Source organism: Pectobacterium cacticida, assembly GCF_036885195.1.
Classification (GTDB): Bacteria; Pseudomonadota; Gammaproteobacteria; order Enterobacterales; family Enterobacteriaceae; genus Pectobacterium; species Pectobacterium cacticida.
Map to the genome: position 1 here is coordinate 3,636,371 of NZ_CP133656.1, position 15,259 is coordinate 3,651,629.

Consider the following 15,259-nt stretch of genomic DNA (forward strand, 5'->3'; position numbering starts at 1 on the left):
AGGCCTGCAGTTAACGAACATAGCGTGAGACGCCGCGACATATTCGCCGCAGAGATTGTTAATCACCTTATCATTGCGAGACAGACGCATCAATAAGACTGATAACTATTCTCATTGAAATGGTATTCGCGTAACACAGGATCATCAGCGGGGGAAGGTATTGCATGGCTCAATCACGAAACCAGTACATCTATGCAAAAAAGCAGACGTTTCGTGCGTGGTAAGCCGAGTATTTCTCTGTGCCATCAGCACCACGCCCGACTCAGGGCGCTCAATCGCCGCCGCCCTGAGAACCCAGGCTTTTTTGGCGGAAATTCTGCCGCTACGCGGTGCCTTCGGCGTTCGTGCCCGCGGTCAGGGCCGCCAGTGACGCGTTCCAGACGCGGCACTGACTTTCGCCGCGTCCGTGCGGCTCACCCTGTGGTCACGCCCACCTCAGCAGAATTTTTGACGCCAACTGAAAACCAAAACGTGTTAACCCACAGATGTTAATTTCTTTACTCACATCCTAGTCCGCATCATAGCCCAAATTTGGCGCTAACCAGCGCTCAACGTCACTCACTTTCATACCTTTGCGCACCGCGTAATCCTCGACCTGATCGCGTTGGATTTGCGCGACCGCGAAATATTTGCTGTCGGGATGGCTGAAGTACCAACCGGATACCGATGCGCCCGGCCACATGGCATAGGACTCGGTGAGCTTCATACCGGTATGCTTTTCCACATCCAGCAACTGCCAGATTTGCACTTTCTCCGTGTGATCCGGGCAAGCAGGATAGCCCGGCGCAGGACGAATCCCCTGATAATTTTCTCGAATCAACAGCGCATTACTGAGGTTCTCATTCGGCGCATAGCCCCAGTAGACTTTACGCACACGCTCATGCAGATATTCCGCAAAGGCTTCCGCCAGACGGTCAGAGATCGCCTTCACCATGATCTTATTGTAATCATCATGCTGGGCTTCCCACTGGTCAGCCAACGTATCTTCTTCCAGCCCGCCAGTGACCGCGAAGGCACCGAGATAATCTGGTTTACCGCTGGACTTCGGCGCCACGAAGTCGGACAGGCAATAGTTAGGAAAATCGGTTTTCTCCGTCTGTTGGCGCAGATGGTGACTGACTGACAGCACCGTGTCGCGTCGTTCATCGGTATAAATCACGACGTCATCCCCAACGCGATTCGCCGGGAATAATCCCACCACCCCACGAGGATTCAGCGCCCCACGAGCGGATAGGTCATCCAGCATCGCATTGGCATCGGCAAACAGACGCTGAGCTTCTTCTCCCACCACCTCATCTTCCAGAATGTGGGGATATTTCCCCGCCAGCGACCAGGTCATAAAGAACGGCGTCCAGTCGATGTAGTGGCGCAGCGTTTCAATGCTGGCGACCACTTCCTGAACACCCAGACGATGAGGAATCGGGGGCGAGTAATTTTCCCAATCCAGTACTGAGGCATTAGCGCGCGCCGCGTCTAACGTCACTGGCGGCGTTCTCGGCTTTTTACGCGCGTGCTGAATACGCACGGTTTCGTACTCTTTACGGGTACGCGCTACAAAGTCATCATATTGCGTGTTGGACAGCAGCGCCGAGACCACGCCGACAGAGCGGGACGCATTCTGTACGTAGACCGTCGGGCCGCTATAGTTTTGTTCAATCTTCACGGCGGTGTGCGCTTTGGAGGTCGTCGCACCACCGATCAGCAACGGCAGCGTAAAGCCCTGACGCTCCATCTCTTTCGCCACATTGACCATTTCATCCAGCGACGGCGTGATCAGCCCAGATAGCCCGATAATATCGACTTTCTCTTCACGCGCGGTCTTCAGAATCTTGTCCGTCGGCACCATCACACCCAGATCGATAATCTCGTAGTTGTTACATTGCAGCACCACGCCGACGATATTTTTACCAATATCGTGAACGTCGCCTTTTACCGTCGCCAGCAGGATCTTTCCGGCTGACGTACCTTTGGCTTTACTGGCTTCAATGTAGGGTTCGAGGTAGGCCACTGCCTGCTTCATGACACGCGCGGATTTCACAACCTGTGGCAAAAACATTTTCCCTGCACCGAACAGGTCGCCGACAACGTTCATCCCATCCATCAACGGGCCTTCAATCACCTCTATTGGCCGTGCGGCCTGCTGACGCGCTTCTTCCGTATCCAGTTCAATAAATTCGGTAATGCCTTTCACCAGCGAATATTCCAGACGCTTCTTCACATCCCAGCCGCGCCATTCCGCCTGCGTTTTACTGCCTTCATCTTCCGTTTTACTGCCGCGATATTTTTCCGCCAACTCAAGCATGCGTTCGGTGGCATCGCTGCGGCGGTTCAGGATCACATCCTCCACTGCATCGCGTAGTTCCGCAGGGAGATCGTCATAGATCGCCAATTGCCCGGCATTTACAATCCCCATGTCCATGCCGTTACGGATGGCGTGATAGAGAAAGACAGCATGGATCGCCTCACGCACCAGATCGTTGCCACGGAATGAGAACGACACGTTGGACACACCGCCGGAAATCATCGCATGCGGCAGTTGCGCCTTGATGTCCGCACAGGCCTCGATGAAATCCACCGCATAGTTGTTATGCTCGTCGATCCCCGTTGCCACAGCGAAAATGTTCGGATCGAAGATAATATCTTCCGGTGGAAAACCGACTTCTTCCGTCAGGATACGGTAGGCTCGGCGACAAATTTCAATTTTACGTGCGCGGGTATCTGCCTGGCCGACCTCATCAAAGGCCATGACCACCACGGCGGCACCGTAGCGCCGCACAAGTTTGGCATGGTGGACAAAGGCTTCCACGCCTTCCTTCATGGAGATCGAGTTAACAATCCCCTTGCCCTGAATGCATTTAAGCCCTTTCTCAACTACATTCCATTTTGAGGAGTCGATCATGATCGGCACACGGGCGATATCCGGTTCGCCAGCAATGAGGTTCAGGAAACGAATCATCGCCGCTTCCGCATCCAGCATGCCTTCATCCATGTTGATATCGATAATCTGCGCGCCGCTTTCCACCTGCTGACGGGCGACATCCAGTGCTTCGTTGTATTTTTCTTCTTTAATCAGGCGCTTAAAACGCGCAGAGCCGGTAACATTGGTCCGCTCTCCGACGTTAACAAACAGGGTATTGGCATCGATATTCAATGGTTCCAGGCCGGATAAACGGCAGGCGACCGGGATCTCCGGCAGCTGACGCGGTGGTACACCCTCAACCACTTTCGCTATCGCGGCAATATGCGCGGGTGTCGACCCACAGCAGCCGCCGACGATATTCAGAAATCCAGATCGCGCCCATTCGCCAATATGTTTCGCCATATCGGCCGGATCTAAATCATACTCCCCGAAGGCATTGGGCAACCCTGCATTGGGGTGCGCGCTCACATAGCATTCTGCAATACGTGATAACTCGGCGACATACTGGCGCAGCTCATCCGGCCCCAGCGCACAGTTCAAACCGAACGAGAGCGGACGAGAATGGCGTAGAGAGTTGTAAAACGCTTCGGTTGTCTGACCGGATAGCGTACGCCCTGACGCATCCGTGATCGTGCCGGAAATCATCACTGGCAGGACGATTCCTAGTGCCTCAAATTCGCTTTCGACCGCGAAGCTCGCCGCTTTAGCATTTAAGGTATCGAAGATGGTTTCGATCATAATCAGATCGACACCACCCGCAATCAGTGCACGTGTCGATTCGCGATACGCATCTACCAGTTGATCAAAACTCACGTTGCGAAACGCAGGATCGTTAACATCGGGAGAGATCGAGGCAGTGCGGTTCGTCGGGCCAAGCACACCCGCAACATAACGCGGTTTATCCGGCGTTAACGCCGTCCATTTATCCGCACAGGCACGCGCAAGCTGTGCGGCGACGGTATTAATTTCCGCCGACAGCGATTCCATACCATAGTCGGCCATTGCAATCGTGGTGGCGTTGAAGGTGTTGGTTTCAAGAATGTCGGCACCGGCTTCCAGATAAGCCTCATGGATTTCGCTGATCACCTGTGGCTTTGTGAGCACCAGTAGATCGTTATTGCCCTTCACATCGCTAGGCCAGTCGGCAAAACGCTCGCCGCGATAATCTGCTTCCTGCAGGCGATAACCCTGGATCATGGTACCCATACCACCATCCAGCACCATGATGCGTTGCGCCAACTGACGCTTCAATCCGTCTACCCGATTACTCACGTGAACCCCATTATCCACTGATAAATTCGCTATATATTGCGTCTACCCTAACATAAGTTAGGAACGCGCTTAGTTAAGAATCCGTCAAGTTACGTCGTTACTTGACCAGCGAATTCTCCGAGCAACCTGAGTCCGTCAGCATAGCAAAAGCATGGTGACAGTCGGCAATGGCTCGCATAAACCGCTTGGAAGCCGCTGAAAGTAAGTTAGCAGGAACCGTCACTCGATTTGTTTCCCAAAGCTACTGCAAGATTTGACTTCAGCTCGCGCTAGTCCAACGTCGGATTCATCTGGCGTAAATCATAAGGCGTAATCTGGTAAACATAGTAATTCAGCCAGTTAACGAACAACAGGTGACCGTGGCTACGCCAGGTCGCCTTCGGTACCACTTCAGGATTGTCGTCAGGAAAATAATTAACGGGAATTGCAGGGCCTAGTCCAGCAGCGCGATCGCGCAAGAACTCATTTGCTAGCGTCAAGGCATCATATTCCGGGTGCCCGGTAACAAACGCGAGACGTTTATCTTTACTAGCAAACAAATAGGCACCAGCCTCTTCAGACTCAACCAACATCTCTAAATCCGTATGCTGCCGAATGACATCGACCGGAAAATCTGCATAGCGTGAATGTGGGGCCAGGAACGTTTCATCAAAGCCGCGAGTCAGCAAAGCATGGGGCTGCAACGTTTGATGCATATAAACTCCCGATAATTTCTCCTTTCTAGTCATCTTGGGAATACCGTAGAGGATATTAAGAGCAGCCTGTACGGCCCAACACACGAATAAAGTGGATGTAACGTGCTCTGTTGCCCATTCAATGACCCGAGCAATTTGCGGCCAATAAACAACATCACAGAAATCAACGAGTCCCAGTGGGGCACCTGTAACAATTAAGCCATCAAAATTTTCATCCTGAATATCATCAAAATTGCAGTAGAAGTTATTCAAATGCTCGGATGGCGTATTCTTTGATTCACGGCTATCAATACGCAGTAATTGAATATCTATTTGCAAGGGGGAATTAGATAACAAACGGAGAAACTGGTTTTCAGTCTCAATCTTTTTTGGCATCAGGTTCAGAATCAGCACCTTGAGCGGACGAATTTCCTGAGTTTTAGCGCGCGATGATGTCATCACAAAAACATTTTCATTACGCAGAAAATTAACAGCTGGCAACTCATCAGGAACCCGAATTGGCATAACCTTATATCCTCAAAGCATACGTTTAAACGTTTAGACATCCAGATGCCTGAAGATAGCGAGTTTTTGTATTGATGTCGAGAGTGCAACGCATAAGGTGAAAATGTTTCACGAACACAGTATTTGCTGTCTATCCAACTTTGATTTTGAAAGGAACAACGCGCACGATAAGCCGCTGCAATGATCCCATCACCCGTCCGCTCGCCCGACCACCGCGAACGTAAACGGCACCCTCACGTGCTTCATCGTTGTGATCAACTTATGGCAGGACTTTCCCCCGCAGGAATGTGCTCATGCTGGGCGCAGCACAGCAAAAAGCCCCTGTCTTGCGACAGGGGCTTTCCACTTATTTGAAGCCTGGCAGTTCCCTACTCTCACATGGGGAGACCCCACACTACCATCGGCGCTACGGCGTTTCACTTCTGAGTTCGGCATGGGGTCAGGTGGGACCACCGCGCTATCGCCGCCAGGCAAATTTCTCGTCTCTTCCTGAGACTCGCCCTTCGGGTCGTCGCTTTGCGACGCACAAAATCGTTCCAGACGATTTGTCTCCTCCCTTCTCAGGCCAGCGCTCCGCGCTGTTTTATGTCCACGCCATCGCGCAAACATTTAATCTTCAATCTTCGAACAAGCTGAATATCGTTCTCTATGCGTCTTTCATCTCTCAAAACACCTTCGGTGTTGTAAGGTTAAGCCTCTCGGGTCATTAGTACTGGTCAGCTCAACGTATCGCTACGCTTACACACCCAGCCTATCTACGTCGTCGTCTTCAACGGCCCTTCAGGGGCATCTTGTGCCCAGGGAAGACTCATCTCGAGGCAAGTTTCCCGCTTAGATGCTTTCAGCGGTTATCTCTTCCGCACGTAGCTACCGGGCAATGCAATTGGCATCACAACCCGTACACCAGCGGTGCGTTCACTCCGGTCCTCTCGTACTAGGAGCAACCCCTCTCAATCTTCCTACGCCCACGGCAGATAGGGACCGAACTGTCTCACGACGTTCTAAACCCAGCTCGCGTACCACTTTAAATGGCGAACAGCCATACCCTTGGGACCTACTTCAGCCCCAGGATGTGATGAGCCGACATCGAGGTGCCAAACACCGCCGTCGATATGAACTCTTGGGCGGTATCAGCCTGTTATCCCCGGAGTACCTTTTATCCGTTGAGCGATGGCCCTTCCATTCAGAACCACCGGATCACTAAGACCTGCTTTCGCACCTGCTCGAGCTGTCACTCTCGCAGTCAAGCTAGCTTATGCCTTTGCACTAACCTCCTGATGTCCGACCAGGATTAGCTAACCTTCGTGCTCCTCCGTTACGCTTTGGGAGGAGACCGCCCCAGTCAAACTACCCACCAGACACTGTCCGCAACCCCGCTCAGGGGCCCACGTTAGAACATCAAACATTAAAGGGTGGTATTTCAAGGTTGGCTCCACGCAGACTGGCGTCCACGCTTCAAAGCCTCCCACCTATCCTACACATCAAGGCTCAAGGTTCAGTGTCAAGCTATAGTAAAGGTTCACGGGGTCTTTCCGTCTTGCCGCGGGTACACTGCATCTTCACAGCGAGTTCAATTTCACTGAGTCTCGGGTGGAGACAGCCTGGCCATCATTACGCCATTCGTGCAGGTCGGAACTTACCCGACAAGGAATTTCGCTACCTTAGGACCGTTATAGTTACGGCCGCCGTTTACCGGGGCTTCGATCAAGAGCTTCGCCTTGCGGCTTACCCCATCAATTAACCTTCCGGCACCGGGCAGGCGTCACACCGTATACGTCCACTTTCGTGTTTGCACAGTGCTGTGTTTTTAATAAACAGTTGCAGCCAGCTGGTATCTTCGACTGGTCTTAGCTCCATCCGCCAGGGACTTCACCAACTCCAGCGTGCCTTCTCCCGAAGTTACGGCACCATTTTGCCTAGTTCCTTCACCCGAGTTCTCTCAAGCGCCTGAGTATTCTCTACCTGACCACCTGTGTCGGTTTGGGGTACGATTCGATGTGACCTGGTGCTTAGAGGCTTTTCCTGGAAGCGTAGCATCGGTTACTTCATCACCGTAGTGACTCGTCATCACGCCTCAGTGTTAACAATGACCCGGATTTTCCTAAGTCATCCACCTTCACGCTTAAACCGGGACAACCGTCGCCCGGATAACCTAGCTTTCTCCGTCCCCCCTTCGCAGTCACACCCAGTACAGGAATATTAACCTGTTTCCCATCGACTACGCCTTTCGGCCTCGCCTTAGGGGTCGACTCACCCTGCCCCGATTAACGTTGGACAGGAACCCTTGGTCTTCCGGCGTGCGGGTTTTTCACCCGCATTATCGTTACTTATGTCAGCATTCGCACTTCTGATACCTCCAGCAGCCCTCACAGGCCACCTTCGCAGGCTTACAGAACGCTCCCCTACCCAACAACACCTTAGTGTCGCTGCCGCAGCTTCGGTGCATGGTTTAGCCCCGTTACATCTTCCGCGCAGGCCGACTCGACCAGTGAGCTATTACGCTTTCTTTAAATGATGGCTGCTTCTAAGCCAACATCCTGGCTGTCTAGGCCTTCCCACATCGTTTCCCACTTAACCATGACTTTGGGACCTTAGCTGGCGGTCTGGGTTGTTTCCCTCTTCACGACGAACGTTAGCACCCGCCGTGTGTCTCCCGTGATAACATTCTTCGGTATTCGTAGTTTGCATCGGGTTGGTAAGTCGGGATGACCCCCTAGCCGAAACAGTGCTCTACCCCCCAAGATGAATTCACGAGGCGCTACCTAAATAGCTTTCGGGGAGAACCAGCTATCTCCCGGTTTGATTGGCCTTTCACCCCCAGCCACAAGTCATCCGCTAATTTTTCAACATTAGTCGGTTCGGTCCTCCAGTTAGTGTTACCCAACCTTCAACCTGCCCATGGCTAGATCACCGGGTTTCGGGTCTATACCCTGCAACTTAACGCCCAGTTAAGACTCGGTTTCCCTCCGGCTCCCCTATTCGGTTAACCTTGCTACAGAATATAAGTCGCTGACCCATTATACAAAAGGTACGCAGTCACCCAACTAGTGGGCTTCCACTGCTTGTACGTACACGGTTTCAGGTTCTATTTCACTCCCCTCGCCGGGGTTCTTTTCGCCTTTCCCTCACGGTACTGGTTCACTATCGGTCAGTCAGGAGTATTTAGCCTTGGAGGATGGTCCCCCCATCTTCAGACAGGATATCACGTGTCCCGCCCTACTCATCGAACTCACAGCCTGTGCATTTTTGTGTACGGGACTATCACCCTTTACTGTGCGACTTTCCAGACGCTTCCACTAATACACACACTGATTCAGGTTCTGGGCTCTTCCCCGTTCGCTCGCCGCTACTGGGGGAATCTCGGTTGATTTCTTTTCCTCGGGGTACTGAGATGTTTCAGTTCCCCCGGTTCGCCTCATGACACTATGGATTCATGTCATGATAGTGTGTCTAAACACACTGGGTTTCCCCATTCGGGTATCGTCGGGTATAACGCTTCATATCAGCTTACCGACGCTTTTCGCAGATTAGCACGCCCTTCATCGCCTCTGACTGCCTAGGCATCCACCGTGTACGCTTAGTCGCTTAACCTCACAACCCGAAGGTGTCTTTGATAAACCAAAGTCATCATCGCGCTGTGATTATTTGAGAGACTCATTGACAGACAAATTCACCGTGTTTACCCATAAATAGCCAAGGTATTCACGATTATTCCGCTGTCATGTTTCAATTTTCAGCTTGTTCCAGATTGTTAAAGAGCAAAATACTTCGCAGCATACTGTTTCCAATACACTCTGAAGTCTTTTTAATGGTGGAGCTATGCGGGATCGAACCGCAGACCTCCTGCGTGCAAAGCAGGCGCTCTCCCAGCTGAGCTATAGCCCCATCGCTACTCGCAGTCACCCTAATTACCACTCATGGAAGAGTTGGTAGGCCTGAGTGGACTTGAACCACCGACCTCACCCTTATCAGGGGTGCGCTCTAACCACCTGAGCTACAAGCCTATTAAGGTATTCTGCTCGCTATCTTCATCAGACAATCTGTGTGAGCACTTCACTCAATCCATATCTTCTTGCTAAGGAGGTGATCCAACCGCAGGTTCCCCTACGGTTACCTTGTTACGACTTCACCCCAGTCATGAATCACAAAGTGGTAAGCGCCCCCCCGAAGGTTAAGCTACCTACTTCTTTTGCAACCCACTCCCATGGTGTGACGGGCGGTGTGTACAAGGCCCGGGAACGTATTCACCGTAGCATTCTGATCTACGATTACTAGCGATTCCGACTTCATGGAGTCGAGTTGCAGACTCCAATCCGGACTACGACGTACTTTATGAGGTCCGCTCACCCTCGCAGGCTCGCTTCTCTTTGTATACGCCATTGTAGCACGTGTGTAGCCCTACTCGTAAGGGCCATGATGACTTGACGTCATCCCCACCTTCCTCCGGTTTATCACCGGCAGTCTCCTTTGAGTTCCCGACCTAATCGCTGGCAACAAAGGATAAGGGTTGCGCTCGTTGCGGGACTTAACCCAACATTTCACAACACGAGCTGACGACAGCCATGCAGCACCTGTCTCACAGTTCCCGAAGGCACTAAGGTATCTCTACCAAATTCTGTGGATGTCAAGAGTAGGTAAGGTTCTTCGCGTTGCATCGAATTAAACCACATGCTCCACCGCTTGTGCGGGCCCCCGTCAATTCATTTGAGTTTTAACCTTGCGGCCGTACTCCCCAGGCGGTCGACTTAACGCGTTAGCTCCGGAAGCCACGCCTCTAGGGCACAACCTCCAAGTCGACATCGTTTACAGCGTGGACTACCAGGGTATCTAATCCTGTTTGCTCCCCACGCTTTCGCACCTGAGCGTCAGTCTTTGTCCAGGGGGCCGCCTTCGCCACCGGTATTCCTCCAGATCTCTACGCATTTCACCGCTACACCTGGAATTCTACCCCCCTCTACAAGACTCTAGCCTGTCAGTTTTGAATGCAGTTCCCAGGTTAAGCCCGGGGATTTCACATCCAACTTAACAAACCGCCTGCGTGCGCTTTACGCCCAGTCATTCCGATTAACGCTTGCACCCTCCGTATTACCGCGGCTGCTGGCACGGAGTTAGCCGGTGCTTCTTCTGCGGGTAACGTCAATCATGAAAGGTATTCGCTCTCACGCCTTCCTCCCCGCTGAAAGTGCTTTACAACCCGAAGGCCTTCTTCACACACGCGGCATGGCTGCATCAGGCTTGCGCCCATTGTGCAATATTCCCCACTGCTGCCTCCCGTAGGAGTCTGGACCGTGTCTCAGTTCCAGTGTGGCTGGTCATCCTCTCAGACCAGCTAGGGATCGTCGCCTAGGTGAGCCTTTACCTCACCTACTAGCTAATCCCATCTGGGCACATCCGATGGCAAGAGGCCCTAAGGTCCCCCTCTTTGGTCTTGCGACATTATGCGGTATTAGCTACCGTTTCCAGTAGTTATCCCCCTCCATCAGGCAGTTTCCCAGACATTACTCACCCGTCCGCCGCTCGTCACCCGAGAGCAAGCTCTCTGTGTTACCGCTCGACTTGCATGTGTTAGGCCTGCCGCCAGCGTTCAATCTGAGCCATGATCAAACTCTTCAATTTAAGATTTGTTTGATTTGCTGAACTCGTCAGCCATGCTCAAAGAATTAAAACTGTTTATTCGTAATGAATTTACTGTTGTTCACTCTTCAAGACTTTTTATATCGTTAAGATACGGTCTTGTGAGTGCCCACACAGATTGTCTGATTGAATTGTTAAAGAGCAGTGCCGCAGCGTACTGCGGCGCGGGCGCATATGTTATGCGTTTCCGCTGTGAAGTCAAGTCATGACTGACTGCCTTCGTTGAATCTTTTCCCTTTCCACCACAACCGCGTGTCGCTGTTGCCGTGTCAGTGGTGGCGCATTATAGGGACTTCTCGCCCTGCCGCAATAAGTATTTTAAAGAAAAATGACTGTTTGCTGCATTCCACAGCAAAACCCCGCCTTATACCTTTTTCTGCACAAACTTATCCACAGAAAGCATTCTACTCAAAAATTGACGAGCATCACGCAAACGTTTTCGCTACAATTCACCCCGTTCAAAATCGTCGTGTTTTTGCGAACGCTAACTGAATATTTCTCTTTATTCCGCAATTATTGCTCTGACAAAGACGATATTCACATACCGTTCTTTACTGACTACCCAAATCCAGGGGATAACATCATCATGCAACAACGCCGTCCAATTCGCCGCGCTCTGCTCAGCGTTTCTGACAAAGCAGGTATTGTCGAATTTGCTCAAGCTCTGTCCCACCGTGGCGTCGAGCTCCTTTCAACCGGAGGAACCGCCCGTTTGCTGGCCGATGCTGGCTTAGCGGTGACAGAAGTCTCTGACTATACCGGTTTCCCGGAAATGATGGATGGGCGAGTAAAGACCCTGCACCCGAAAGTACACGGCGGCATTCTGGGACGACGCGATCAAGATGATGCGATCATGGCGCAGCACGACATCAAGCCGATTGATATCGTCGTTGTGAATCTGTATCCGTTTGCCCAGACCGTCGCGCGTGAGAACTGCACATTAGAAGATGCCGTTGAAAACATCGATATCGGCGGCCCGACTATGGTTCGCTCCGCGGCTAAGAACCATAAGGATGTGGCTATTGTGGTCAAGAGCAGCGACTACAGCGCTATTATTAATGAAATCGACGCCAACGAGGGTTCGCTAACCTACGAAACCCGTTTCGATTTAGCGATTAAAGCCTTCGAGCATACTGCCGCGTACGACAGTATGATTGCCAACTACTTTGGCGCACTGGTTCCGCCTTACCACGGCGATACCGATAAGCCATCTGGCCACTTCCCACGCACATTGAACCTGAACTACATCAAAAAGCAGGATATGCGCTACGGCGAGAACAGCCATCAGCAAGCTGCCTTCTATATAGAAGAGAATATTCACGAGGCATCTGTCGCCACGTCTACACAGTTACAAGGAAAGGCGCTGTCTTATAACAACATCGCCGATACCGATGCAGCGCTGGAGTGTGTGAAAGAATTCGCCGAACCCGCCTGCGTTATCGTTAAACACGCGAATCCTTGTGGCGTCGCCATTGGCGGCTCAATTCTTGATGCCTATGAACGCGCCTATAAAACCGACCCGACATCTGCATTCGGCGGCATTATCGCTTTCAACCGAGAATTGGATGAAGAAACTGCACAAGCCATCCTCAGCCGCCAGTTTGTCGAAGTGATTATTGCGCCATCCGTCAGTGAGGCGGTATTGAAAGTGACAGCCGCCAAACAAAACGTACGTGTCCTGACCAGTGGTAGCTGGCAGCAACGTATTCCTGGCCTGGATTTCAAACGTGTCAACGGCGGTTTGCTGGTACAGGATCGTGATTTGGGTATGGTTGACGCGTCTCAACTGCGCGTCGTGACTGAACGCCAGCCGAACGAGCAGGAATTACGCGATGCACTCTTCTGTTGGAAAGTGGCTAAATTCGTTAAATCCAACGCGATCGTCTATGCCCGCGACAACATGACTATCGGGATAGGCGCCGGTCAGATGAGCCGCGTTTACTCTGCGAAAATAGCCGGAATAAAAGCGGAAGATGAAGGGCTGGAAGTAAAAGGTTCCGCAATGGCTTCTGATGCCTTCTTCCCATTCCGCGATGGCATTGATGCTGCCGCGGCCGTTGGCATTACTTGCGTGATCCAACCGGGGGGGTCCATTCGTGATGATGAAGTTATTGCTGCCGCCAACGAACATGGCATTGCGATGATCTTTACCGGTATGCGCCATTTCCGCCATTAATTCTGGAGCTTGACTGAAATGAACATTTTAATCATTGGCAGTGGTGGACGCGAACACGCGTTGGCCTGGAAAACGGCGCAATCGCCGCTGGCTAAGCGCGTTTATGTTGCTCCAGGCAACGCGGGCACCGCACTTGAACCGGCGCTGACCAACGTCGATATCGCCGCAACCGATATTCCTGCGTTAGTCGCCTTTGCACAGGAAAACCACATCGATTTAACCATCGTTGGCCCAGAAACACCGTTAGTTCTTGGTGTTGTAGATGCGTTTCAGAGTGCAGGCCTAAAAATCTTTGGCCCAACACAGAGCGCAGCCCAGTTAGAAGGTTCTAAAGCCTTTACAAAAGATTTTCTGGCACGCCATAACATCCCAACGGCGGAATACCAGAACTTTACCGAAATTGAACCCGCGCTAGCCTATGTTCGCAGTAAAGGGGCTCCTATTGTTATCAAGGCGGACGGATTAGCCGCGGGCAAAGGCGTCATTGTCGCCATGACATTACAAGAAGCAGAAAATGCCATTCAGGATATGTTGGCGGGCAATGCATTTGGCGATGCCGGACACCGTATCGTGGTGGAAGAGTTTCTTGATGGCGAAGAAGCCAGTTTCATCGTTATGGTGGACGGTAAACATGTATTGCCGATGGCAACCAGCCAAGATCATAAGCGTGTGGGGGATAAAGATACCGGCCCAAATACTGGCGGTATGGGCGCGTATTCACCTGCACCAGTCGTGACCGACGAAATTCATCAGCGCGTGATGGATCAGGTGATTTGGCCGACCGTAAATGGCATGGCCGCAGAGGGAAATACCTACGTCGGTTTCCTGTATGCAGGACTGATGATTTCTGCCGATGGCCAGCCAAAAGTGATCGAATTCAACTGTCGCTTTGGCGATCCTGAAACACAGCCAATTATGCTGCGCCTGCGCTCAGATCTGGTGGAGCTGTGTCTGGCAGCCTGTGACGGAACGCTGGATCAGAAAGATTCCGTCTGGGATGAGCGTCCGTCTCTGGGTGTGGTTTTGGCCGCAGGCGGCTACCCGGCTGACTACAACACGGGCGATGTGATTTCCGGTTTACCGCTGCAGGATGCCGAAGATGGCAAGGTCTTTCATGCGGGTACTAAGCTGAACGGTGTTAATGTCGTTACCAACGGCGGCCGCGTACTGTGCGTCACCGCATTGGGTAATACCGTGGCCGAAGCGCAGCAACGCGCTTATGAAATAGCCGCAGGTATTCAGTGGCAAGGAGTATTCTGTCGCAAAGACATCGGCTACCGTGCCATTGAGCGCGAGCAAGCCTGATAACTGATGCTCCGATAAACGATTATCTGATCAATACTGAAGCCCGGAGAAATCCGGGTTTTTTAATCGCTATTTAGGCTGCCACTGGCAGACGTCATCTTCCACCACCAGCAATAGCTGAATCCCTTCGGGTGCTTCTAGCCATGCAACGTTCAGCGGACGCGCCGTATGCGATTTTTGCTGTGCAATCCATTCACGCGAGTCTCTGTCGAAATCAGGGCGAACGACCTTACCATCACAAGACTGAACTTGCCCTTCCAGCCATTTCCCTTGTTTCAGTATTACCTTGCCTGCACGCAGGACATCACTCAATTCCAACATCCGTTTTGCATCGAACTGATAGAGCGCAACATCATCATCGGAAAGCGACTCTCGTCTTTCAGCCAGTTGCCGCTGCATAAAGCTGACGGTTCCATCTTCAGCAAAGCGCAAACGCATATCTTCCTTTTGTGTACCGAGCTGATTACGCTGTATTTCACGTAGCTTATCCTGTTGGAACGTGTAGCGAGTCACCACCAGGGCATTGCCCTGCAAGGGGCTATACACGGTAGTCAGCGACGTCGTATTCTGCGCATCATCTTTACGCCATAACCGCACAATACCGCGATCGGCAACGTAACCGCTGGCGAAAAATTCGGGCGGTGGGGTGTGGTTACTACATGCCACCACGGCGACCAGCACGACGCCCGCCCCACACCAACGTCGTAAAAACAAAAGGGGCGATAACGCCCCTAAACGCTTAACCAGCATGGC

The 15,259-nt window shown here is 52.0% G+C and carries 5 protein-coding genes, 2 tRNA genes and 3 rRNA genes; 2 read left to right on the forward strand and 8 right to left on the reverse strand.

What is annotated here, in order from left to right:
• Positions 1-508: 508 nt before the first annotated feature.
• The 7 genes from metH to RFN81_RS16590 form a co-directional block, all read right to left on the reverse strand.
• Positions 509-4,192 carry a methionine synthase gene (gene metH, locus RFN81_RS16560; protein ID WP_264496864.1) on the reverse strand — a complete coding sequence of 1,228 codons (3,684 nt, stop codon included), beginning with the start codon at positions 4,190-4,192 and terminating at the stop codon, positions 509-511.
• A 269-nt stretch (positions 4,193-4,461) separates the two neighbouring features.
• Positions 4,462-5,391 (reverse strand): homoserine O-acetyltransferase MetA, encoded by a 930-nt coding sequence (gene metA / locus RFN81_RS16565; RefSeq protein ID WP_264496865.1) that lies wholly within the window; start codon positions 5,389-5,391, stop codon positions 4,462-4,464.
• A 355-nt stretch (positions 5,392-5,746) separates the two neighbouring features.
• Positions 5,747-5,862: ribosomal RNA gene (rrf, locus tag RFN81_RS16570) — 5S ribosomal RNA — on the reverse strand.
• Between the two features lie 214 nt (positions 5,863-6,076).
• Positions 6,077-8,982 (reverse strand): 23S ribosomal RNA (locus RFN81_RS16575).
• Positions 8,983-9,200: 218 nt separating this feature from the next.
• Positions 9,201-9,276: transfer RNA gene (locus tag RFN81_RS16580), tRNA-Ala, on the reverse strand.
• 42 nt (positions 9,277-9,318) lie between these two features.
• Positions 9,319-9,395: transfer RNA gene (locus RFN81_RS16585), tRNA-Ile, on the reverse strand.
• 72 nt (positions 9,396-9,467) lie between these two features.
• Positions 9,468-11,007, reverse strand: a 16S ribosomal RNA gene (locus tag RFN81_RS16590).
• The 16S, 23S and 5S rRNA genes sit together here with 2 tRNA genes alongside, the layout of an rRNA operon.
• Before the next feature lie 604 nt (positions 11,008-11,611).
• Between RFN81_RS16590 and purH the strand changes: the two genes are divergently transcribed.
• Positions 11,612-13,201, forward strand: a complete 1,590-nt coding sequence (purH, locus tag RFN81_RS16595) for a bifunctional phosphoribosylaminoimidazolecarboxamide formyltransferase/IMP cyclohydrolase (RefSeq protein WP_264496866.1) — start codon at positions 11,612-11,614, stop codon at positions 13,199-13,201.
• 18 nt (positions 13,202-13,219) lie between these two features.
• Positions 13,220-14,506 carry a phosphoribosylamine--glycine ligase gene (gene purD, locus RFN81_RS16600; protein ID WP_264496867.1) on the forward strand — a complete coding sequence of 429 codons (1,287 nt, stop codon included), beginning with the start codon at positions 13,220-13,222 and terminating at the stop codon, positions 14,504-14,506.
• 69 nt (positions 14,507-14,575) lie between these two features.
• On the opposite strand, the gene RFN81_RS16605 is transcribed toward purD, so the two are convergent.
• Positions 14,576-15,256, reverse strand: coding sequence for a DUF1481 domain-containing protein (locus RFN81_RS16605; RefSeq protein ID WP_264496868.1), 681 nt, complete (start codon positions 15,254-15,256; stop codon positions 14,576-14,578).
• Positions 15,257-15,259 lie beyond the last annotated feature (3 nt).